We start from the raw sequence: 21,973 nt of genomic DNA on the forward strand, positions 1-21,973 counted from the left end.
TGACTAAGCTGATGGCTTCAAGTTTGAATTCTCGGGTATATTGGTTGCGTTTGTTGGTCATACTAGTTTCCTTTTTTAGGGTAGTATAAACCTCTTATGCACTGTCCAAGTTTATTATGCCACTACATTCAGACCTATGTCGCAACTAGGTCAAATAAAAGATTTACGTCTTAATACCTTAGAAATCAGGGATGAGGAGGGAAGCAGTAAAGCACTGCTTTGCCCCGACGCAAGAGAAAATCTAGGATTTTATGGTCAGACCATTATAGCCAGTTTGATAGAATTTGCGAAAATGCAAATTCTCTTGCACTCGGACGAAACAGTGTTTCGTTATTCCTCACTCAGCTTAGGAATCAGGGAGCGGTTCAGACCATACATTTCAAGTAATGACCGAGTGTGGAGTAATGTCTCAATCCCTTAGTAATCAGGGAGCGTTTCAGACTTTTTATTATCTAAAATTAGGGAGAGTGATGCCATCTTAATCCCTTATGAATCAGGGATGAGGCAGGAATTAATGAAGGTTTGGGAAACCTTTATCCTGCTGCAAGAGAAAATCTAGGATTTTCTGGTCAGACTATTATAGCCAGTTTGACAGAATTTACGAGAATGTAAATTCTCTTGCGTGACTAAAATTGGCATGCAATTTTTTAACGTCTCTTACCTTAGAAGTCAGGGAGCGTTTCAGACGATGAGCTGAGAGCTGGTGACGAGACATTGAAAGTCTTAATCCCTTAAGAATCAGGGAGCGTTTCAGACTAAAGCCATTGATAACACAGCTCTTATCGAGTTGTCTTAATCCCTTAGAAATCAGGGATGAGGAGGGAAGCAGTAAAGCACTGCTTTGCCCCGACGCAAGAGAAAATTTAGGATTTTCTGTTCAGACCATTGTAGCCAGTTTGATAGAATTTGCGGAAATGCAAATTCTCTTGCACTCGGACGAAACAGTGTTTCGTTATTTCCTCGCTCACCTTAGAAATCAGGGAGCGTTTCAGACATCAAAGGTTACGCCTGGAGATACATCGTTGAGTCTTAATCCCTTAAGAATCAGGGAGCGTTTCAGACGTTGCACTTAGAGCCGCAAGGCGTGGTATGGCAGTCTTAATCCCTTAAGAATCAGGGAGCGTTTCAGACCTAGAAGCTGAAGTCAAAGCAGAGATGGCTGACGTCTTAATCCCTTAGGAGTCAGGGAGCGTTTCAGACCTAACGTTATATTTACTATCCCTGCTGCCTGTAAGTCTTAATCCCTTAGGAGTCAGGGAGCGTTTCAGACATTGACCCATGGGATACTAATGTTATCGAGTGGGTCTTAATCCCTTAGGAGTCAGGGAGCGTTTCAGACTGTACAACAATTTTTATTATCAATAAAATCAATAACTTACATTACGTATTTTACCCAACATAAGTCGTCTTAAAAGTTGGTGTTTTTTTAACCAATTTATTGCCACAAATTGTATAAATAATAACCAATTATACATCCAAAACGTTAAATAGTAGCCCATATCTTCGTCAGATAAAGTCTGAATCCGCCCCTAATCACTTAGGGTGTGAACAGTGATAGCTCACTATATTATAGTAATAGATGTCTGCACCAAGTGCAAGACAAGATGGCAAGCGCATACTCATGACAGACTCTCATTTTAGCCTACGATAGATATTATAAGGTATTGCATTATGCTCAGCCATTTATCTACTCGTCATTATGTCTCTATTATTCTGCAGTATAAATGACAAGCTTGTCATAAGCACCGTTATGAGTAGCAGTTGCTATGATATACCTCACAGTTTCAATGGTGAGTGAGGTAGCGATGGGCTTTTTTAGTAGAGAGTTAAGAGCAGGCGATCATCTGGTAACTAAACGTTTGGGCTACACGCATCATGGCATCTATTTAGGAAGGAATAAAGTCATACACTACTCTGGACTTGCTAATGGTCTACGTGCCGGACCCGTCGAGATTACAAGTCTAGATAACTTCTCTCAAGGCAAGCACACCTACGTTCAGTCGCATGACAAGCGGGTATTTTGTCATAAGCAGACAGTTAAACGTGCTCGTAGCCGTTTGACTGAAGATAAGTATAATCTGCTGACCAATAACTGTGAACATTTCATCAACTGGTGTATTTACGGCAAAGTCCGTAGTGAACAAGTCTCCAACGTAGCGATATACATGCTAAGTGGGGGCGTAAGTGGCATTGGTAGCGGTCATATAGTAACCAATAGCATCCTTCGACTATCCAGAGGGTTGTTATAACTGCGCCAAATAGTAGCGCGTGATCGTGTCTATTATAGTGTCTCTTTGAATAACTGTTTAAAGCGATCCTTTAACGAAGCATGCAACCGCGTAGGATCTTTCATGATTTGGCGTATTTTATCTTTGCCAGAGGCGGTGCCATGCACCATAGCATTGCGGAACTCTTTAAAATCCTTAAATTTATCTTTTGAGCTTATTAGGTGATCATAATCGTCTTTGCGATCTTGAAAGTCATGGACATTATCATTGTTTAGAGCGGTTTCTCTGGAGATCAGTCCTTCCATGGCATAGACGACTGCTCGTACATAGTCTTTTCTCTTTAGGTATTTTTCGGCCAAGTCTTGTTCTTGTAATCCTAGAGACGATTTTTTGTACCACGAGAGCCGTTTGGCTAATGGCTCATAGAATAAGCTATACAGCGGCGCGTCTGCGGTATGCAGTGCCTCTAGTTTTGGCATGATTTGTGTCAGCTTGGCACTGGCACCACTCGCATTAAGCAAGCGCTCTAGATAACTGGCTCGCTCTAGCTCATCAGCAGAAGTTTTATCCAGCCCGACAGTGACCAGTAATGGGGCAAACACGGCATAATCCCCATCTTTATCAAAAGTCTCAAGGGCGCTGACCCAGTCGAGCATATCTAGCAAGCCGCGCAGCTCTAACACCTCGGATACTTTGAGCTCGGCTGAGTGAAAACCATAATAGATATGTTGGATGTGCACGCTTTTGGTGACTTGCAAATAGCGCACTGCGACCAGTGCAATCAATGGCAAATGACGGAAGCCATGAGTGACGTCCATGACCACTTGCTCATCTTGAACCAGTAGCTCATCGAGTTTTTTGAGTATGCTGACTTGTCCTGTAGCATCTTTGGCATAATCAATCAGCTGGCAGGTGACACTTAAACCGAGCTTATCAGTCAAAAACTGCTCAAAAGGTTGTAGCTGAGCTACGGTAACTGTATCTTCCTGTACTGCATTGGTCAGTTCTTCCACTCATTTTGATAGTTTTCGAATCCAGCCTCAAAAAACACATCCCACATACTGCCTGACGTTCCCAGCAAAATAAGTTTGTCGGGTTTCACTGCTTTGGTGAGTACCAATCCAAAGTAGCTTTCCTCTTTATAGAGTGTGCCATCTGAGAATTTATAATCTGTGGTTCTATAGCTGCCACCTTGTTTACCACCGCCCAAAAAGCTGATTAGCGTCGTCACTGAGTATGTATCCTCTTATTAGGGTTGTTTAGGTACAATAGTATTGCACGTGGCTATACGTGCTAATAGCGCAAGCTATGATAAAAACCAGTAGCATTGATTGTATTTTATATCCGCCATAAAAAACAGGGCAAAGGTTTAAAACCTTTGCCCTGTTGTCGTAAGCCAGTCACCATTTTCAATCTGTAACTTATAGGCTACTCAGCGGGATCAGCGCCTTGTTCTTTGAAATCACCTGCTAGCTGCCTTTTCATATCTCAAAGAATCCTTTCTGCCATTTTAACGTTCTGCGCGAGCATAGCTCTGCGCCTTGCGCTTCGAGTAAGTGTCTCCCAGACACTTACTATTCCTCGCTCACCTTAGGAATCAGGGATGAGGAGGGAAATAGCAAAGTACTACTTTGCCCTGACGCAAGAGAAAATCTGGGATTTTCTGTTCAGACTATTGTAGACAGTTGGACAGAATTTGCGAAAATGCAAATTCTCTTGCACTCGATTGAGGCAGTGTTTCGTTATTTCCTCGTTCACCTCAAGAATCAGGGAGCGTTTCAGACAGTTAAATCTTGGATGAACTCAGGACTTATTTTGTCTTAATCCCTTAGAAATCAGGGAGCGTTTCAGACTAATAAGGATTAATATCATGCGTCATGCAATCCAGTCTTAATCCCTTAGAAATCAGGGAGCGTTTCATATACTACAGCAAAAAGACTAAACAGATTGTGATTAAGTCTTAATCCCTTAAAGATCAGGGAAGAGAAGGGAAACAGTAAAGCATTGCTTTGCCCCGACGCAAGAGAAAATCTGAGATTTTCCGTTCAGACCTTTGTAGCCAGTTTGGCAGAATTTGCGAAAATGCAAATTCTCTTGCACTCGGACAAATATCTCTTGGACAATCGCTATTCCTTTAGAAAATTCCATTTAAGGAATTTTCTCTTGCGAGACTAAAATTGGCATGCAATTTTTGACGTCTCTCACCTTAGAAATCAGGGAGCGGTTCAGACCATACATTTCAAGTAATGACCAAGTGTGGAGTAATGTCTTAACCCCTTAGAAATCAGGGATGAGGCAGGAATTAATAAAGGTTTGGGGAACCTTTATCCTGCTGCAAGAGAAAATCTAGGATTTTCTGGTCAGACTATTATAGCCAGTTTGACAGAATTTACGAGAATGTAAATTCTCTTGCGAGACTAAAATTGGCATGCAATTTTTTAACGTCTCTCACCTTAGAAATCAGGGATCGTTTCAGACTGAGCACATTAAGGTTAGTGGTACTGTTTACATGTCTTAATCCCTTAGAAATCAGGGAGCGTTTCAGACTGTACAACCATTTTTATTATCAATAAAATCAATAACTTATATATCGGTATTTAATCAACAAAAGTCGACTTAAAATTTGGTGTTTTTTTAACCAATTTTTTACCATAAATTGTACAAATAATAATCAGTTATACGTCCAAAACGTTAAATAGTAGCCCATATCTTCGTCAGACAAAGTTTGAATACGCCCCTAATCGCTTAGGGTGTGAATTGTCGTAGCTCACTACATTATAGTAATAGATGTCTGCATCAAGTGCAAGACAAGAAGTGCCAAGGGATAAGCAGTAGAATATCGATTACTAATGTGCTATGAACACGCTGTCTTATGGACAGCAGCTGGCTAGTGATTGCTATAGCGTGATCTCTCCTATATCACTAAACATCATAATATCGTCACAACGTTTGCCAATCACAAAGGCATTTTCTAACGGTTCGACCTCGTATATACGCACATCGTCGTCATTTTTATGGATAATCTTTTGTATAGCTACGATGAAGCGATCCATCGCTTGACGTGTCATCGACCCATAATAAACCGAATACTGTAACTGCAAAAACTGATTGCTGACTAGTCGCTGCAAGCATTGAAGTCTCATTTTCTCACTGATGTCATAAGCAATGATAAAACATATCTTTTTCATAATAGTGGCAACCTATGGGTAAGAGATAGCGCTAACTAAAATAGCCATTCACATATTGCTATCTAATCAAAGAGATGGATGCGAGGACTCAGGGTGATGACTGACAAAGGATAGAGACGGCGGCGCCGCTTTATCAGAGTGATAACGCTGTATACGGTTTTGCCATAGCCAAGCATGACTTAAGGCGTGTTTACTCAGTATAGGACGAATAGCAGAGAACGCCTTATAGAATTTACTGCGTCCAGACTTTAGTAGCTCACACGGATAGCTGCTACCGTTAGTTATATCAGAATCACTAGACAGACTAAAGTCCTCCAAGACTAGGATGTCTTGATCGAATAATGTCCACACCCAAAAATCTACGGTGCTACGCTGCAATTCGACAAAGTCACAAGCCAAAGACTGCCTACCATAGCTTGGGCTATGTAGCATCCCGTAATAAGGGTCAAACCCAACACTATATAGGGCTTGCTGATATAGATGCTGTAGTAGGGTATAAGACAAGGACAAAACCACATTGACAGGGTCTTTGGGTGGCCTTCTATTACGAGTGCAAAACTGTAGATCATCCGCAAAAAACTGCTGATAGCATTTGAAATAAATGGCAGAGCCAATACCCTCTGTACCAAGGAGGCTTGTGATCTGATACTGAGGAGTATGGTCGGTATAGACTCTTGATGGATGACTGGGCGAGACAGCTGCGGCAGGGTAGTGTTTACGGAACTTATCTCGTAAGCTCTTGAGTTTTTGTACCGCTTCATCTGTCTCTGTAAGCTGCGATTCTGTGATGGCAGAGTGAGTGTGATTGCCTATTGTGTCTGATGGCTGAGTAGTCGCTGCGGTGTAATGCTGCTTTAGCTTTATCAGTACGTTTGCTTGTTGGTGCAGCTTGACTCTGACCAATACCGATGCCCAGTAGCTCCTCGATGATGACTGATGAATAACATCGTATTGCTGTATTCGGCGCTCTATAGCGGCATGCCAACTACCCAATAAAAAACAAGCCTCACCGGTTCGACCAGTAGGTAGCACACATAGGCTCACGTTGTTTTCAGATAGCCGAGTCAGTAGATTACTGCTCAAGTCTACTTGCGTGGTGATGGTTAGGCTCTGTATCTGGGAGAGAGGAACGATTAACGGCTTACCAAAGCTTGGGTGTTGAATGATGAGCAGGTTTCGCTGCGAGTAGATCTGACTACCTTTTTTGTCGATGACTATATTTTGCATCACAGCCTCCTAAGCAAATGATTACCCAATATAAAAATGATCTATCGCTGCATCCTTTGGTTTTGAAGGATTGTCCTTTGCCACCTGTGACCAGTAGGTATTCATGGTTCTGATAATAAAAAATGCATCGCCTGTCTCGACTTTAGAGACAGCAAACTCGCTTAATTGTTGCATATTATCTGTTGATAACAGGCACTCATAGGCAGATTGCTGACCTGTGGCACTATAGCTTTTGATGTTATAGCGTAGCAGTGCTTGGCGCTTTGGCTCGCTGATATCATAGCCTACGAGATATAGCCGTTGTGTCATAGTCTGACGTCCATGATGTTATTTGTTTTTCGGACAATGCAGTCATTCGACAGGACAATGCTGTATTGGATGGCTCTACGTCTGATCGCATACAGACACGCGTTACGTATGAATCGTACGAAAAGTCAGGTTGACACGGCCTTCTTTGACCTTTTTTTGTTTGGGTGCACTATGCTGCCAATGATGCTGCAATGCGCCTGCCATCACCAGTATGCTACCGTGCTGGAGCGGTATCTCAAGCTTGATACTGTGATCCTCACGGCGGCGTAACAAAAACCGCCTGCTGGCACCAAAGTTCACTGAAGCAATGAGTGGGTTTGCGCCAAGCTCAGGCTCAGCGTCTGTATGCCAGCTGATATGGTCATCGCCTGAACGATACCAGTTGAGCAGTACACTGTTGAACTGTCGTTTGCATATAGGCACGAGCGCTGCTCGCAACTCTAGCAGAATATCGTTCCATGGTTTGGGCTGTAGGGTGATACCCGAGTAGGTATAGGGTTTATCATTATCGCCATACCATGCCGATAGCCGAGGCAAGTCATGAGTTTTGCCAAACATACTCACGCTGTCTTGTTGCCACTGTATGTTTTTGAAGGGCAGCGCACCAATATCACTCTGCTGATGCCAGTCGTGAGTGCTATGGTCGATACCATCGCAGGCTAGCAAACTGTCTATGATGCTATCGCTGAGCGCACTACCGAAGTATCGCGGCGCGTAGTAGAGTCTGCCATCTGGTATATTGATCACGATGCCTTTACCATCATCATGAATATGAGCAGGGTAGTCAGACTGCATAAATTTGCCATCGATAATGAAGTCGGGCAATGCAGATGCAGAATCGTCTGTCGGTAGGCTGTCAAATAAATCCATAATAACGCTCCTCAAAAATACAATATCAGTCGCACTTGGCACTAATCGTTCTATAAGCTTTTTGACTTCGCATTATGATTAAGCAGCCAAGTCTGTTTTGCCTGCATCATCGAGTGAGTTTTTGAAACACAGTCCCATCATCACACCACGAGAGTGAGAGTGCTGCCAATGGTTGCTAGTCACTGAGTATATCTCACTCTCAACAGAGAAGTCAGCGATGTCTTGTTTGACCGTCACCCCACCTAATGACTGCTTTAGCTGCTCCAGACCCGTATAGTTATTTGAATACTGCGGACCCACAGCGATGACCATCTGTTTGCCATCGATAGCTTGCAGATAGGTAGACAGTGTTGGAATTATCTGCTGTACTTTAGGGATATCTAGTACGTTAGAGAACAAGTGCAGCGAATAATCTGCTGGCGCAAGCGTATGACTGTCTGCCGCCAAAAACCCAGCCAAATCTGTATGGTGTTGATGAATAACGATATTGGCAGCGATACGTGATGACATTTTGCTCACCAGTAATACCGCTATATCAAGCGTGGTCTGTGAAGGCTCAACCAGATAAAAATTCAACGTAAAGTTCTCACAGTTGACGTACGTTTCAAGATAGCTCAATAGGGCTAGACTAGCGATAGCTTGACCACAGCCATAATCCACAATATTGATCGTCTTAGTAACGGCCTCTGTACGTGTACTGCGACCCATAATTTGACCAATAACGCTACTGAAGCGGTCAAAATGACTCTTGCCATATAGAGTAGTATAAGTTATCGCTTGCTCAACCGAGCATAGCGGCGTCTTTGCACGGTTGGTCATCTGCGCAAAGGTTGAATACGGCAGTGTCTTATAAACTTCCGAAACATAAGCGCCAACCATCGCATTATAATAACGACCAAATCCATGCAGTTGCAGTTGGTCAGCTGCGTGAGCCACTTGCTGTGCAATGTTTTGTGCGGCTTTTTCTGCTGAGTTATAGGTCGTCATCGGTGTCTCTCCACTAGGCGGTTGATGTGCCCATTATGGAAGAGAGGAGACTAATACTAGTAGAATGACAAGCTTGTGACTATCTGTATCCCAAAAACTAAAAGCCACCTTGATTAAGGTGGCTTTTAGTTGTGTATAAAGCAGGAATGAGGGATAAAATACTGCTCTACACCGATGTAAGAGAAAACCTAGGATTTTCTAGTCAGACTAATAAGTATTGATAATCCACATAGTGAACCTCCTTTTCAATATCCTGAAAATCAGGGAGCGTTTCAGACTAAAGCAGAAATGACCAACGTACTTGACTGCTAGTCTTAATCCCTTAAGAACCAGGGATGAGGAGGGAAACAGCAAAGCACTGCTTTACCCTGACGCAAGAGAAAATCTATGATTTTCTGGTCAGACTATTGTATCTCGTCTTCAAAAAATCCTATTTAAAGGATTCTTACTTGCGAAGTTAAAATTACAGTGTAATTTTTTAACGTCTTGCTCGAGCATAGCTCTGCGCCTTACGCTTCGGGTAAGTGTCTCCCAGACACTTACTAATCCTCGTTCACCTTAGAAATCAGGGAGCGTTTCAAACACTTAAACCCTATTAACCCCGAATTTATCGGTAAGTCTTAATCCCTTAGAAATCAGGGAGCGTTTCAGACGCACGTGGCCTGTCGCACCCACTCGAATCGATGTCTTAATCCCTTAGAAATCAGGGATGAGGAGGGATATAGCAAAGCACTGCTTTGCCCCGACACAAGAGAAAATCTATGATTTTCTGTTCAGACCATTATAGCCAGTTTGACAGAATCTGCGAAAATGCAAATTCTCTTGCACTCGAGTGAGGCAGTGTTTCGTTATATCCTCAGAAAATTCCATTTAAGGAATTTCCTCTTGCGAAGCTAAAATTGACATGCAATTTTTTAACGCTTCTCACCTTAGAAATCAGGGAGCGTTTCAGACAGCAGGAAACCGTGAGCAAGATGGTTGCTTTGTGTCTTAATCCCTTAGAAATCAGGGAGCGTTTCAGACTAGCAGCTGAAACAGTCTACGAAGGTAGTCACAAGTCTTAATCCCTTAAGAATCAGGGAACGTTTCAGACATACACACGTAACACAGTAGAAATCTTAAATTTGTCTTAATCCCTTAGAAATCAGGGAACGTTTCAGACTTTAAAACAGTATTCGGTGTTGTCGATGTGGCGTCTTAATCCCTTAGAAATCAGGGAACGTTTCAGACTCAGAAGTTGTGGGATGGTTACCCAAAATAGTAAGTCTTAATCCCTTAGAAATCAGGGAACGTTTCAGACTTTAGATATTTGTTACAGCGTCTAAGCTATTATTGTCTTAATCCCTTAGAAATCAGGGAACGTTTCAGACCTCAACGTAATGTAGTACAAATAACGTGCATACGTCTTAATCCCTTAGAAATCAGGGAACGTTTCAGACTGTACAACCATTTTTATTATCAATAAAATCAATAACTTACGTTACGTATTTTAATCAACATAAGTTGGCTTAAAAGTTGGTGTTTTTTTAACCAATTCTGAGCCATAAATTGTATAAATAATAACCGATAATACGCCTAAAACGTTAAATAACCAGCATAATCTTCGTCAGATTAAGTCCGAAACGCCCTGATAATTAGGGGTCACTACGTAAAAATAGCGACGCTGTTATAGTAAAACAACGGCGCTATATTTGCAATGTTGATATAACCAACTAAGAGCGATACTTTTGCACGAATTTATAGGCCTTTTCTGTGTTGCTCTTTTTCTGAGCATCACTCCAGCCATCTACCAGTTCAGAGAACTCTTCTATCACTACTTGTACCACTTTTTGCACGTCATCATCATTGTCTTTATCTAAACCCAAGTCCTTAAATAATGCGTTTTTGCCTTTACTTAAACTCTCAATCAGCTGACTTTCATCCAGATACTTTATCACTTGACGGATAGCGCCTAGAGGGTCAGCTGTAGTATCAACAGGCACGCCTTTGCTATATCTTTTTGCTATTTCATTATTGAGAGTATCATCAAGCGTGAAGTACCCATATCCTGATGCACCTTTTGCGCCCAGCCCTGTATTTGCTAGCGTCTCTTTTAATAACTCTCTGGCGAAGTGTACCCATTTTTGCTCACCTTGAATCACAAAGTAAAACGAGCCTTGTATAGCGATTTGTTGGTTGGGTACAGGATTTTCCATATCGAGCGCAGCATCTAGCTCGCGACTATAGTATTTTGGGTGATGTACCGTCACGACATCACCAACGAAAGGCTTATAATCATTACCTGTCAGTACGCTACCTTGGTCGCTAACCATGGGTATCCACCAAGCATCATGCCATATCAGATATCCTGCATCACCTTGATGATCGTCTTCGGCATCAGTACCAAATAGAATGTCTAGGATGCCCTGTTTTTGTTCTTGAATGACCAGCTTATTGACGTTGTCAGATTTTTCAAATTGCAGTTCACCATTTTCATCACGCTCTGCAAATAAATGTTCTGTATAAGATCTGACTGCGCCTTTGATCGAGGAGCCAGCCAGCATCGGCATACCATAGGTATGGTGCGTGGTTGCCGCAGTCTCAAGCGTACCGCCAAGCGCTAAGCCAGTGAGCAAGCGTCCATCTATTTTAGCAGTGACTGTTGCAAACGCCTCATTGCCATCCTCATGAGTGGCATCGAGCCAGCGATCAAATGCTAATACATACAAGTCACTGGCGGTGACATTGGCAACAGTATCTATCAAGCGAGCTTTGATGGATTTTTCATTCTCCTCCCAATCTGTCAGACCGCGCTGCATTAGTAGACCAGCATGGGCATCATTGACTCTAGAAAAAACCTGTCTTAATTGATTCCTCATTAATTGCATATCAATGCTCCCTTATGATTGCTTCTCTAGTAGTGCTTGGGTGTAACGCTTGAGCCAAGCACTGGCATCCAACGCCTCTCTACTAAGCAGTTGATATTTAGTCACGCTAGAGGATAGTATGGCCTGATGCAGCGCACTTGGGTTGCCACGTCCGTTATCTACATAGTTCAATATTTTTGCGATATGCTCTAGCAATGCTTGATGCTCTTCCTTATTTTTGGCCATCAAAAATCCAATCGCCTGTGCAAGACCTGATTGCATAATCATCGAAGGAAAGGTTAGGGCCAGCGTACGGTACTTAGACTCTACGCTAGCTCCTTTGATATCGTTCACTAGAGGATAAGCAAGTTCAGCATATTTATGGGTTCTTATTTTCATGCTTATGCCTCCTGAGTGTTATCAGATGATAATAGTAAACGACAAAATCCGCGACCAACAGTATGCTTGCCACCTATCTGAATCTGAATCTCTTTTTTGGGTAATAGATCAGCCAGATCCTGAGCACTACGATCATCTGACTTTTTGCGAGATTGGCTCACACCCAATACACCCCAAAACACACTATCGGCAGGCAAGTTTTCTTCTGTCCATAGTGCGCCTTGTTGTACAGTGCGCGTCTTACGATCGATACGGATACGAGTACGCACTTCAGTCGCTGTATCTGCCAAAAAAGAGAAGATGTCGTCTGGTAGGATAACGAAACGTTTAGCAACCTGTGCTCGCCAGTCTGCATAATCCTTAGTGTTCTCTGGAAACAACGACTCAGTAATGGCATCTGCCCATTCTTGCGTGTTGTCATTGTCATACGCTTGTATGTCCAAATCTTCTAAGGCAATACGACCAGTACCACTAATCATCAAGCTGCTATCAGCAATGACGCGAGCACTAACCGTATTGTCGTCGCTGCCATCCAATTGTGGAATCTGTAGGTTCTCTAGATTGGCTTTACTGTCGCGCTTGTATTGGCGCAAAATAAATGGACAGGTAGCATAAGCAACCGTACCTCCAAATGAGCGAATAGGGAGCAGGAGTAAGTTTGCATCACCAAAAGCAATAGCGCCTGCGTGAGCATCGTCTAAAGCATTATCCGGCCCAAACAGGGTCTGTATATCGTTTTTCTGTAGCAACTCTTGTGCCGCCAACTCATCACGTAATACGCCCTTAATCGCAGAACCAGGAACGAGCGGCAAATTGGTTGACTTGGCGCGAGCGATAGGTAGATCGACCACACCGACGCCTTGGCCTGTGCCTACATGTAGTGCTGATAAGTTTTGTAGATGAAAGATCTGAGTTTGCATAAATTTTCCCTAGTGTTATATTTGGCTATTCGTTAAAAGTTTTACAGTAGTTAGATGTGCCAGATTATGAGTCTAATTGCCAAGGCGCAATGATAGCGCTACCAAATCCATCTCGTTTATCCTGACTGTCATCAGACCAGACATGATGAACCAACGACTCTATATCTGATAAACTCAGCTTGCTGTCTAAAGTAAACCAGTATACAGAGCCGCTACTTACCGCTTTACGCACTGCTTTAGGCTTCCACAAAATAGAGTCCCAACCTGAAACAGGCTGCCACTTATCAATAGCGCAGGCTGTCAGATTGACAGTGGCTGCGGTATTAGGAAGCGTGCCTTTTTTCGTAGTGACATCTAGCCAAGCAGGCAGATAACCATTGGCGAAGATGCAAGGAGTCAGAAAGGTCAGCCGAAAACCGTTGGCATTATTAATTTTGTTCAATAGCTCATCCAAACTATCATCATAAAAACTGTCTAAGCTATCGATAGGTGAGAATTTGGACAGTCGACGCTCACCGCCAAAAGTTACCATATCCTCGTCTAATTTTTGGTCAGTTTGTATAACAAACCCTAATCGATGATCCTTCCATATTGATCTACCGTCGGTACTTTCGCCTTCTGTTTTGGTATAGCCAAAATCGAAACTGGCCGTTTGGAATAGCTGACCTGTCTTACTGGCTTTAGACTTGCCATCTATCGCTACATGAGTACGTAGATCGATAGGGAGCTGAGAGACGCCTTCTCGTTGTAAAGTGTTCACATCGATAGGGTTACCCGATTGCCATTTTTTTAGGTGATCAAGTGTCCAGTAGGTAGGACCAGGTTTTGGTTTACCTTTGATAGGTTCATGCATCTGTACAGGTAATAACCCATCAGGTAAATCACTGCCGCAATCAGCATCTAACGGCTTTGGCATAAGTCGAACCAGTTGCGCTTCTGCAACCGTTTCTCTCTTTTTATCATTGTCTTTCTTTGCTTCAAAATACAAAGCATCAGCGGGTTTGGGTATTAGTATCTCAACGTGCTGTAACGATTCATCAAATCTAGCCAAATAAGGCCCTGTCGATTTGATAGACAAAACTTGTTGGTAGGATTGATTGGCCACGTCTGCAACTGAATGTTCATCCATGTTGGCTTGTTTTTGATTGATACTTGTTGCCCTTATCAAACCTGCTGCGGCTGAAGGGAGAGGAAAGATTACATCTGCTGCTGAAGCTTGTGAACCGAAAGGCTTACCTGAACGGAACACCAACGGAGCCAGAGGCTCGATAATGTAGTTGGTCATCGAAGTCATTGTTATTCCTTCCCTAGTTCTTGTTGTGTTTTGGCAGCGAACCAACGAGCCACGATAAGTTCATCAGCAAGCTTTTCCAAGGCTATCTCTGTACCGCGTTCTTGTAGCTGTTCTATAGTTTCTAAAGCTATTGTTTCGCCTGTCGCTGTACGAGCTTGCTCTAGCATACGTTTGAGCTCCGCTGATCGAATACCTTGTCGTAGCTTAGGCTCATGTCTAGCGATTAGATCTGTTCTTAGATGGATATCTCTAATGTCATAAGCGACACGGCTAGGGATAGCTTTATCGACGTACATTTTTATCCACTGTTGGAAGGTTTGTAAGCTTGGTCTATCATCCCACTGGTATCTGACTTGTATATCAGTACCTGAGCGCACAGAAAGCAATAAGCTCAATGCGTTACGGCGTTTGCTGATATCGTCTTTGATATGATCGCCTTTAGCATGCTTTTCAGCTTGGTTTGCCAGATCACGAATAACGCTCATGGGCGTCATAATATGGCAAACGGCTAAGCCCACAGATAGAGTAGGAGATTTATCGACACCCAAACTCGTACTGACATCGAGCAGTCTATTAGTGAAATCGTCACTGAGCCGCTTACTACAGTCATAAGCTTGGTCTAACGGGATAAAGCCTAGTACATCGTCTCCACCTGCATAAATACAGTGACCATTATAGATACGCATGGTATCTGCAACACTTTCGGCGAAATCCGATAAGGCTTTAGTGATTTTTTGATGTTCATCTAAGCTGGTAGCTTTATCGAGCAATTCGCCCATACGGTCACCATCAGCTAATAACATAACGCCATAGCTATAAGGCTGACCTATACGTTGCCAGACATTCTTTAAGGTAGAGTCTCGAAGATCTTTTAACGCTTCTCGCGCTTGGAGAAGGTCTGGGTCACCTTCTATATCGATAGCACGTTCTATTTGCAGAATTTCTGCGTCAATACGCGAAGGGTAGAGCATTTGTGCGTCAAAAGGCAGCTTATGATAAATAGATTGATTATCATCGCCTTTATTGCCTTTAACATTAGTTGCTACGCCATGTTTAACCAGTTTTGCATATGCAGTATTAATATCACGAAGCTCATCATCTGTTAAACGATCTATCCAAGCATGAGCCGTTACCCGAGTAAAAGGGGTAAACTGTTCGACAGTATCAGCAAAACCTAAGCGCTTGATAGTACCCAGACAGTCTAATTGTTCAGAATCAGACAAGGATAACTTGGTACGGGTTTTGGTTTTTAGTTTGTTGTGTGGTTTGTTGAGTATCGTCTCATAAGCTCCGTCAAGCGATGACTTTGGCAGCATGCGCGTCATATCATAAGGGTCAGTCGCTGCTGGTACGAAATCTCGAGTTGCTTTACGAGCAGCCAATGCACCTGAAGCTTTTTGAATGGCTTGTTTATAGCCATCATGGTCTGAAGTATCAATTTTTGCCCAAGCAGCTTGGATCTCAAGATAGTTGGTTTTTTGCGTATCCCAGACCTCTTGTCTGATGTCATCTGTTGCATGATCTAATTGCTTTATAGCAGCATCTGCTTCATACAAAAATCGGGCTTGGGTGGCTTTTTTGGCCTGATTGATAATCCTTATAAGCTCGTCCGTACTATTAGCTTCAATGATGACTTGTAGCTTGTTGCCTACTGAGAACTCACTATTCATATCTAATAATGAAGGATTTTCCACATATGGAAAAATAAGAGTCGCGTCTTGTTCTTTTAGGCTTTTGGCACACGATTTTGCAAGCTCTGATAATAGCCATGAGCCACTCCATAGATCGCGACTGCGACGAGCAGCGGCAATCATGCTTTGTACTGGTCCGATGGATAGCATAACTAGGTATTGATTCATTATATTTCCGTATTATGATAGTTATTGAGTAAAGACAATTATTTGACAAAATAAGTGAGAAATGCCTGTATGGGATCTTGTCCACCGTTTTCGCTGATAGGGCGAGTATGTTCCACGGTATCGCTTTTCCAAACAGGATACTCATGTCTGCCCACGTTCACTTGCATATCTAAAATATGCTGATACGGTAGGGCTAGGGCTGACGGACACCATTGAGCTTTGCCATCTTTATCATCGCCTGCATAGACTGCTCGCAGTATTAGCGGACTGGCTAAACGCTCACCTTGAGCCGGGCTTACCGTGTTGTCTCCACTAGGTTCATTACGACCTACAAATGGGAATAAAATAGGCATGCCAAAAACAGCGCGCGGGAATACATTGCCAGCTAAATGCTCTGGAGCATGGTCACTATGATGAGTGTTGTTGATTCTTCTTATAGCGTCAGGCTCAGGCCAGCGGCTACGGCCAGGACGGTTGTTTTGCTGACCAGGATTACGTCCTACACCTGGTGATTGTCTAAATCCACTTAGCTTGGTAATAGCTGTTTGTAGGGCTGATAATGCGCTAGTAGTAGAGTTTCGCTGTATCAAGTGACAATTAGCTGATGATATTTCATCTGGACTTGGTAGATCTGCTATATGTGGATAGTCTGTAGATTCTGTGACCCGAACAGAGCCTAACCCTTTACGGCTACGGAACCCTAAGCCACCAAAGCTTGCCCACCATTGCAAAGTTTCGATAACTTGTTCTTTTCTACTATTGTCTTTTTCTAATAAAGGACTAAAGGCAAATGACAGTTTCCAGCTAATCTCTGGTTTGAGTAATTTGTGAGGTTGTAGCGCTGGATCTGTCTCGTTATAAGCTGGAAACAATACATATTTCAATTGCGATAAGCTATTATCATCATAGTCAATGAGGCTTTGACGTATTTTGCTAGACGAAGGTACATCATATACTCGTAGAAACACCTGACCTGCTGTGCCATCATCATTCCCTGAGCCCATACCGCCCCATAACGAAAATTCTTGTTGCTGAATTTCTTGATCAGTACCTAATTGCCACTTATTAGTAGCGAGTAGTCGCCACCAAAACCTTAGTTGCCCACGAATACTACTGGTTCGGATTGGCATTTGTTCGTCGACTACCACAGATTTGACACCGCCACCATACATAGGTGTGACCAATTCACAGCTTAAATTGTGCCATTTTAAGACGGGATCCATATTCGCGAGAGATGGTATCTCAACGCTGTTGTCGGGGTTTCTAAGACTCATTAACTGCTCCTTTAATTATTCATTAGTGATGTGAAATATTATCTATATCCATGAAAGTCTTTCTTATATGAGTCTGTACAGGCTAAGCCATACGAAGTTTAGCGCGCTCAATACCACGCTCATACCAATCACGACCTTTATCGCCACAGTGATTTCGAATATATAGCTTATACTCGCGTGTTGCCTGATTTATCTGACGAAGCTCTATAAGCTTGCGCTCTTTTTCCTCAGCTAGTATGAATAGCTGATCTTTAGCTTCATTGAATTGTGTTCTCATTTGCTGGAGCTGCTCTCGGATAGCTTGTTTCTGGCTACCTTTTGCAGTATCACGCTGTTTTTTGAGCTCACCAATACATTGACCAAAAGACTGTTGCTTACTTCTGAATATATCGACAATCTTTTTATGATTATCAAGTTCTTTATACAGAGCATCAGCGGTAAGGTGAGAAGCATGATGCAGCTCAATATGCTCATAGAAGTTCTGATTCTTTGCATAATTGGCGCGTCGTTCAGCTATTTGTTGCTGACGCTGACGAGTTTCTGTAAAGAGTCTATGACTAGATGCATGGTAGTTTGCACAAGCACGCTCTTCCTCACCATTCAACCAAGCGACAACACCTACAACAGCAACAGCACCAATGACCCAATACATAGACAGCTCCTTCAATAAGCGTATATAAACTCAATAGAGACATAGACCTTTACTAACTAACGTCAGTAAAGGTACGTGGTTGGCCATTATCACGGATGCTATCTAGCATTATGGCGAATGCATTAATAGGTGATTGCGACGCTTGTATAAACTGATTGGTTAAATTAGTTTGCTCTTGTGATAGCTGAGAGATTATGGTCATCATGCTCTGCTTGATAGCATCTGAAACATCAGGTGAGACAATGATAGAAAGATACTTATCAAGCTGTAGTTGGTGACCCTCGATCATATTGGTGAGATTTGTGTTTGATGTCTTTAGACTATCAAGCGTGAGCTTATGGGCATTGGCGATAGTATTTAGCTGATCAAGTTTAGCTGTGTACTCTTTATCAATCTGATGCATGACGGCATTAGCCTCAGCATGCATATGATCTCGTTGTAATTCAATTTGTTGTGTTGCCAATCGATAATTAATGATCGATTGGCACAAGCTAACGCCTTCCTTTAATGCGGCAATAGCGACGGTTTGACTAACAGCGATAACAGGTAATGCCATGATTATTCTCCTAAGGTGCTGAATATTGGGTAGTTGATGGCATTAAATATATCGTGTTTCAGTTATTGAAACTGAGACCGCAAGCTTGTGTAAACGATGCTATATATTAGGACATATCATTAATAGTGATAGCATCTGGCATTATACGAAGTTGAAACGGAGAGCCTTTCCCAGTATCTGAAGTAATATCAAGTTTTGCTGCAAGCTCAATGCCCAAGGATTCTTTTAATGCTGTTTGTAATCGTGATTTGGACTCTTGAAAAAATTTCTTATCCACGGTGACCTCTAAATTCTCATTGTTCTTATGGTCATAATAGTAATCAAAAAACTCTTCAGTGAGTTCTTGAATATACTCGTCTTGCTCATTATTGCTACTTTTCTCATTGCTGTTTTTACTTGGCGCAGTGATACCGCCCTTATTGCTTTTACGTCTATCAGCAAACCAGTGTAACAGTGCCCATTCTCGCGGTCGTAGATCATCTATGATGAATTTACCATTAATGATAGCTTTTCTACTAAATGCATTGAGCTCTAAACTAATATCTTCATAAGATTCATTAATTTTTTGCACCACTTCACTAAAACTATCTTCTTTTTTAAGTTGATGTTTAGGTAAAATGGCTTCACGCATTCTCACAAACGGTATTTTAGCAAGCCAAACTTGAGCGTCTTGTGCATTACCGATTTCTTTACCTGCATAGTTATATACTGAATGCTGTTCAGGTGTTGGATAAAAAAAGTTCGAGGTGTTCTCAAATTCTGCTTGTACTAATATGTGAGATAACGAGTCTTGTGCTCGTCCGTATAAAGATAGTGCGTACCCTGCATAAAAGCCCATGGTTTTACGACCACCTGCGATAGAGACATGTACACTGGTATCCTCCATGCTGGTAAACTCTTTGATTTTTTCGCAAATAATATCAGCTGATCTCTCGTTATCTTCAGGCGTTTTGAGATCGAAAAGTGGTTCACCTTTGTCATTAGTAAAGACATGGAAATTTGTTTCTTTATCGAAATGAATATTTTCTAAGATGGGATAGTCATGTTTAAATTGAGTAAATATTCCACTGTCAAATAAGTTTTCACGTATTTTATTTAAACCATATTCAGTACTTAATACATGTACTTCATCAGGCAACCATATATCTGCTGAATCTTTATCACATGCAAGTGCCCAAATAGTTTCAGTGATAATCTGCGGGGTCATACCAGTAACTAAAAACAAGATATTGCGTGACATAAGCTTCTCTCTATAAATTCGATGATTTAAAGTTTACTCTGTTCGTGATATTTGTGGTGGTCCCACAAGCTTGTGATATCTCAAAATGCAGCTACCAAAAGATCATTAAGCAATATAACGACCAAAATCTAGCAACTGCTTACCCATGATGACTTTTATACCGGTATCCTCGGCCACAGCAAGTGACTGATCAGAGATATCAAACAAGCTGACGAAGTATTTGTGCGTATTAAGTCCACCGACTTGACCGACAGAATCAAACTTACGCAAGTCAGCGTTGACTTTGGTAGTAGGGTTGTCTTGCCTATCCCAATTAACAGTCTTACATTCAAACAGATGCAAGTAGCCTGAGTTGATGTATGCCACATCGACCTCATTGCCATCGCTGGTCTTTTTGAACTGTAAGCCAATCTGCACATCGACCTGCTGCTGCTGTGCGATATAGTGCTGGACAATCCAAAGACCTGTCAGCACTTCGAACCACTTACCACCCACAAACTCAACGGCTTCTTTGTCCTCCCAAGTAATAGTGCCAGCCAGACTGTCATAACTGAAATACGGTTGCGGTGCTTGGGCGAGAAGTTTGAGCCAAGTGATGCACTTTCTAAGCAGATTGCCGTCTTGTACTGTGACCGTCTGAGGGAAACTATGCTCAGGCTGTTTCATCAGCGCTGCAGTCAAAGCATTGAGCAATAACACTAAGCTTTGCGCTTTCTCAAAGTCAGCTTTCATATACTGATAGATTTGATTGATATAATGATACTGCTGAGCTGGCAGGTCTAAAAATGAGGTTTCAGCACTTACGGCTTGGTAACCGCGCGCTTTGAGACGGGCTTCAATATTTTCGGGTAGTACTAAGTCATAGCACTGCTTGTTAGGAGGGCGGTTATACCAGACAAGCTGGTTATTGGCTCGACTTTGATAGACACAATCATAGCGACTACTAATTTGTGCAATCTGGTCTTGAGCGATACTCATTAGTTTGGTACCGCCTGTGATGTTGAAGATGATTTGCGACGCTTTATTATGAGCAATCCACTGTAGCAGCACGTCTTTTATCGCCTCTACATTGTTTTCTTCAATACCGTTTTGCAAATGTAACTCTTCTATAGTTACTGGCGAAGTCTCAGAGCCTACTTGTAGCGCGGTCAGTACACTAGTCAGATTGTCTACGTATCCTTTAGTACGAGTAAACTCGGTACTAATAATGACTATCTTCTTGATATCAGTATTGTTTTCTTTAAACAAATGCCAAATAAGATAGTAGTTGGCTTCGGTTTGTGCAGTCGCAGTAACAAATAAAGTTTTCAAATATTGACCTTTTTCTATTGTTGTATGTCTTTCAGTGACTGGGGTAAGACAGCATAGTGTTTTTTAGTGAACTAAACTATACGATTTTTTTACTAAAGATTCACTATTAATATTAGCAAAATTTTGTTCTATAACATCTGCAATGTCTTGACAAATGATATGTGCATTTAACTTTGCTGTGTCATAGCTATGTATCGATATAGATTTACCTAGTAAAAGTATGGTTTGTTCGGTCTGTAACCATTTATATAGCTGTGTATATCTGCTTCGCATACTCACAATAGAGTCTAGGGTTTCTTCATGTTGACCGTATTTACGATTTCTTTTGGCATATCGCTCTAACAAAGTAGCATCAGGAGCATCAAGCTGTATGACAAGGTCAGGTATCGCGATCACATTTTCTTGTGCGCGTACTTGATCATAATGTTCAACAGGACTTAGATTGGCGTATTGCCATCTGACGGCGACACTTGTCAATATGCTTCTATCACTGATAATTAAGTTAGCATTCCAATCCGTACGTGAGGCATGATAATTAGATCGTGCCGCATAAAGCAGTCTAAGATAGTCATCATTGTTTTGATGTTGATAAAACTCGCGTTCCAAATAATGGTCTTCAGGTATGGGTTTAGTAGGATGTAATATAGCGATGCGCTGTTGCTTTGGTTCCAAGCGCGCTTTTAAGACAGGTAGCAGCGTTTTTAGCAAGGTGCTCTTGCCAGTGCCTTTTATACCTTCAATAGCTATATACATACTTACTCCTCGTTTTTATCCGCCGTACTTATATTTAGTTTTTTCATAAAATCTGGCTAT

General features: G+C 42.1%; 19 protein-coding genes and 2 CRISPR repeat arrays. Of the genes, 1 reads left to right on the forward strand and 18 read right to left on the reverse strand.

The window, feature by feature from the left end; genetic code table 11:
* Positions 1-1,026 precede the first annotated feature (1,026 nt).
* Positions 1,027-1,339: direct repeats of the CRISPR family, unit length 36 nt; unit sequence GTCTTAATCCCTTAGGAGTCAGGGAGCGTTTCAGAC.
* 427 nt (positions 1,340-1,766) lie between these two features.
* Complete coding sequence (locus JMX91_RS12110; RefSeq protein WP_201549358.1) at positions 1,767-2,249, forward strand: lecithin retinol acyltransferase family protein; 483 nt, start codon at positions 1,767-1,769, stop codon at positions 2,247-2,249.
* A 32-nt stretch (positions 2,250-2,281) separates the two neighbouring features.
* Here JMX91_RS12110 and csx2 read toward each other — a convergent pair whose 3' ends face one another.
* The 18 genes from csx2 to JMX91_RS12200 all read right to left on the reverse strand — a co-directional run bounded on the left by csx2 (position 2,282) and on the right by JMX91_RS12200 (position 21,913).
* Entirely contained in the window at positions 2,282-3,241 is a 960-nt protein-coding gene (csx2, locus tag JMX91_RS12115; RefSeq protein WP_201549359.1) for a TIGR02221 family CRISPR-associated protein, read from the reverse strand.
* Positions 3,229-3,459: a hypothetical protein gene (locus tag JMX91_RS12120; RefSeq protein WP_201549360.1), complete on the reverse strand. Its 231-nt coding sequence runs from the start codon at positions 3,457-3,459 to the stop codon at positions 3,229-3,231. The genes csx2 and JMX91_RS12120 overlap by 13 nt, the downstream gene beginning before the upstream one ends.
* A 1,666-nt stretch (positions 3,460-5,125) precedes the next feature.
* Entirely contained in the window at positions 5,126-5,416 is a 291-nt protein-coding gene (gene cas2, locus JMX91_RS12125) for a CRISPR-associated endonuclease Cas2 (protein ID WP_201549363.1), read from the reverse strand.
* 66 nt (positions 5,417-5,482) lie between these two features.
* The gene (cas1, locus tag JMX91_RS12130) at positions 5,483-6,643 is read right to left on the reverse strand and encodes a CRISPR-associated endonuclease Cas1 (RefSeq protein WP_201549365.1); all 1,161 of its coding nucleotides are present in this window, start codon (positions 6,641-6,643) and stop codon (positions 5,483-5,485) included.
* Between the two features lie 21 nt (positions 6,644-6,664).
* Positions 6,665-6,952, reverse strand: coding sequence for a CRISPR-associated endonuclease Cas2 (cas2, locus tag JMX91_RS12135; RefSeq protein WP_201549367.1), 288 nt, complete (start codon positions 6,950-6,952; stop codon positions 6,665-6,667).
* Between the two features lie 102 nt (positions 6,953-7,054).
* A complete protein-coding gene (locus JMX91_RS12140) occupies positions 7,055-7,822 on the reverse strand; it encodes an alpha-ketoglutarate-dependent dioxygenase AlkB family protein (protein WP_201549369.1) in 768 nt (255 codons plus the stop codon).
* Between the two features lie 78 nt (positions 7,823-7,900).
* Positions 7,901-8,809 carry a hypothetical protein gene (locus JMX91_RS12145; RefSeq protein WP_201549370.1) on the reverse strand — a complete coding sequence of 303 codons (909 nt, stop codon included), beginning with the start codon at positions 8,807-8,809 and terminating at the stop codon, positions 7,901-7,903.
* Between the two features lie 987 nt (positions 8,810-9,796).
* A CRISPR array of direct repeats spans positions 9,797-10,249; the repeat unit is 37 nt; unit sequence GTCTTAATCCCTTAGAAATCAGGGAACGTTTCAGACT.
* Positions 10,250-10,521: 272 nt separating this feature from the next.
* Complete coding sequence (gene cmr6, locus JMX91_RS12150) at positions 10,522-11,676, reverse strand: type III-B CRISPR module RAMP protein Cmr6 (RefSeq protein WP_201549371.1); 1,155 nt, start codon at positions 11,674-11,676, stop codon at positions 10,522-10,524.
* 12 nt (positions 11,677-11,688) lie between these two features.
* Positions 11,689-12,054 (reverse strand): type III-B CRISPR module-associated protein Cmr5, encoded by a 366-nt coding sequence (gene cmr5 / locus JMX91_RS12155; RefSeq protein WP_201549372.1) that lies wholly within the window; start codon positions 12,052-12,054, stop codon positions 11,689-11,691.
* Between the two features lie 2 nt (positions 12,055-12,056).
* Positions 12,057-12,974 (reverse strand): type III-B CRISPR module RAMP protein Cmr4, encoded by a 918-nt coding sequence (gene cmr4, locus JMX91_RS12160; RefSeq protein WP_201549373.1) that lies wholly within the window; start codon positions 12,972-12,974, stop codon positions 12,057-12,059.
* 64 nt (positions 12,975-13,038) lie between these two features.
* Positions 13,039-14,268, reverse strand: a complete 1,230-nt coding sequence (locus JMX91_RS12165) for a type III-B CRISPR module-associated Cmr3 family protein (RefSeq protein ID WP_201549374.1) — start codon at positions 14,266-14,268, stop codon at positions 13,039-13,041.
* Positions 14,269-14,270: 2 nt separating this feature from the next.
* Positions 14,271-16,127, reverse strand: a complete 1,857-nt coding sequence (cas10, locus tag JMX91_RS12170) for a type III-B CRISPR-associated protein Cas10/Cmr2 (RefSeq protein ID WP_201549375.1) — start codon at positions 16,125-16,127, stop codon at positions 14,271-14,273.
* Between the two features lie 38 nt (positions 16,128-16,165).
* A complete protein-coding gene (cmr1, locus tag JMX91_RS12175; RefSeq protein ID WP_201549376.1) occupies positions 16,166-17,401 on the reverse strand; it encodes a type III-B CRISPR module RAMP protein Cmr1 in 1,236 nt (411 codons plus the stop codon).
* A gap of 82 nt (positions 17,402-17,483) precedes the next feature.
* Positions 17,484-18,053: a hypothetical protein gene (locus JMX91_RS12180; RefSeq protein WP_201549378.1), complete on the reverse strand. Its 570-nt coding sequence runs from the start codon at positions 18,051-18,053 to the stop codon at positions 17,484-17,486.
* Between the two features lie 52 nt (positions 18,054-18,105).
* The gene (locus tag JMX91_RS12185; RefSeq protein WP_201549380.1) at positions 18,106-18,609 is read right to left on the reverse strand and encodes a hypothetical protein; all 504 of its coding nucleotides are present in this window, start codon (positions 18,607-18,609) and stop codon (positions 18,106-18,108) included.
* Positions 18,610-18,715: 106 nt separating this feature from the next.
* Complete coding sequence (gene csm6, locus JMX91_RS12190; protein WP_201549381.1) at positions 18,716-19,849, reverse strand: CRISPR-associated ring nuclease Csm6; 1,134 nt, start codon at positions 19,847-19,849, stop codon at positions 18,716-18,718.
* 105 nt (positions 19,850-19,954) lie between these two features.
* The gene (locus JMX91_RS12195) at positions 19,955-21,160 is read right to left on the reverse strand and encodes a Card1-like endonuclease domain-containing protein (protein ID WP_201549382.1); all 1,206 of its coding nucleotides are present in this window, start codon (positions 21,158-21,160) and stop codon (positions 19,955-19,957) included.
* A 63-nt stretch (positions 21,161-21,223) separates the two neighbouring features.
* Entirely contained in the window at positions 21,224-21,913 is a 690-nt protein-coding gene (locus JMX91_RS12200) for a deoxynucleoside kinase (protein ID WP_201549383.1), read from the reverse strand.
* Positions 21,914-21,973 lie beyond the last annotated feature (60 nt).

It is taken from the genome of Psychrobacter sp. Pi2-1 (assembly GCF_904846645.1).
In the GTDB taxonomy this organism is placed as follows: domain Bacteria; phylum Pseudomonadota; class Gammaproteobacteria; order Pseudomonadales; family Moraxellaceae; genus Psychrobacter.

Excerpts from the sequence above, each read along its gene's own strand:
- cmr1 (WP_201549376.1), bottom strand. The coding sequence starts at position 17,401 with ATGAGTCTTAGAAACCCCGACAACAGCGTTGAGATACCATCTCTCGCG.
- JMX91_RS12110 (WP_201549358.1), top strand. The coding sequence starts at position 1,767 with ATGATATACCTCACAGTTTCAATGGTGAGTGAGGTAGCGATGGGCTTT.
- JMX91_RS12185 (WP_201549380.1), bottom strand. The coding sequence starts at position 18,609 with ATGGCATTACCTGTTATCGCTGTTAGTCAAACCGTCGCTATTGCCGCA.
- JMX91_RS12140 (WP_201549369.1), bottom strand. The coding sequence starts at position 7,822 with ATGGATTTATTTGACAGCCTACCGACAGACGATTCTGCATCTGCATTG.
- JMX91_RS12145 (WP_201549370.1), bottom strand. The coding sequence starts at position 8,809 with ATGACGACCTATAACTCAGCAGAAAAAGCCGCACAAAACATTGCACAG.
- csm6 (WP_201549381.1), bottom strand. The coding sequence starts at position 19,849 with ATGTCACGCAATATCTTGTTTTTAGTTACTGGTATGACCCCGCAGATT.
- cmr4 (WP_201549373.1), bottom strand. The coding sequence starts at position 12,974 with ATGCAAACTCAGATCTTTCATCTACAAAACTTATCAGCACTACATGTA.
- JMX91_RS12165 (WP_201549374.1), bottom strand. The coding sequence starts at position 14,268 with ATGACTTCGATGACCAACTACATTATCGAGCCTCTGGCTCCGTTGGTG.
- cas10 (WP_201549375.1), bottom strand. The coding sequence starts at position 16,127 with ATGAATCAATACCTAGTTATGCTATCCATCGGACCAGTACAAAGCATG.
- cas2 (WP_201549367.1), bottom strand. The coding sequence starts at position 6,952 with ATGACACAACGGCTATATCTCGTAGGCTATGATATCAGCGAGCCAAAG.
- JMX91_RS12200 (WP_201549383.1), bottom strand. The coding sequence starts at position 21,913 with ATGTATATAGCTATTGAAGGTATAAAAGGCACTGGCAAGAGCACCTTG.
- JMX91_RS12180 (WP_201549378.1), bottom strand. The coding sequence starts at position 18,053 with ATGTATTGGGTCATTGGTGCTGTTGCTGTTGTAGGTGTTGTCGCTTGG.
- cmr6 (WP_201549371.1), bottom strand. The coding sequence starts at position 11,676 with ATGCAATTAATGAGGAATCAATTAAGACAGGTTTTTTCTAGAGTCAAT.
- cmr5 (WP_201549372.1), bottom strand. The coding sequence starts at position 12,054 with ATGAAAATAAGAACCCATAAATATGCTGAACTTGCTTATCCTCTAGTG.
- cas1 (WP_201549365.1), bottom strand. The coding sequence starts at position 6,643 with ATGCAAAATATAGTCATCGACAAAAAAGGTAGTCAGATCTACTCGCAG.
- cas2 (WP_201549363.1), bottom strand. The coding sequence starts at position 5,416 with ATGAAAAAGATATGTTTTATCATTGCTTATGACATCAGTGAGAAAATG.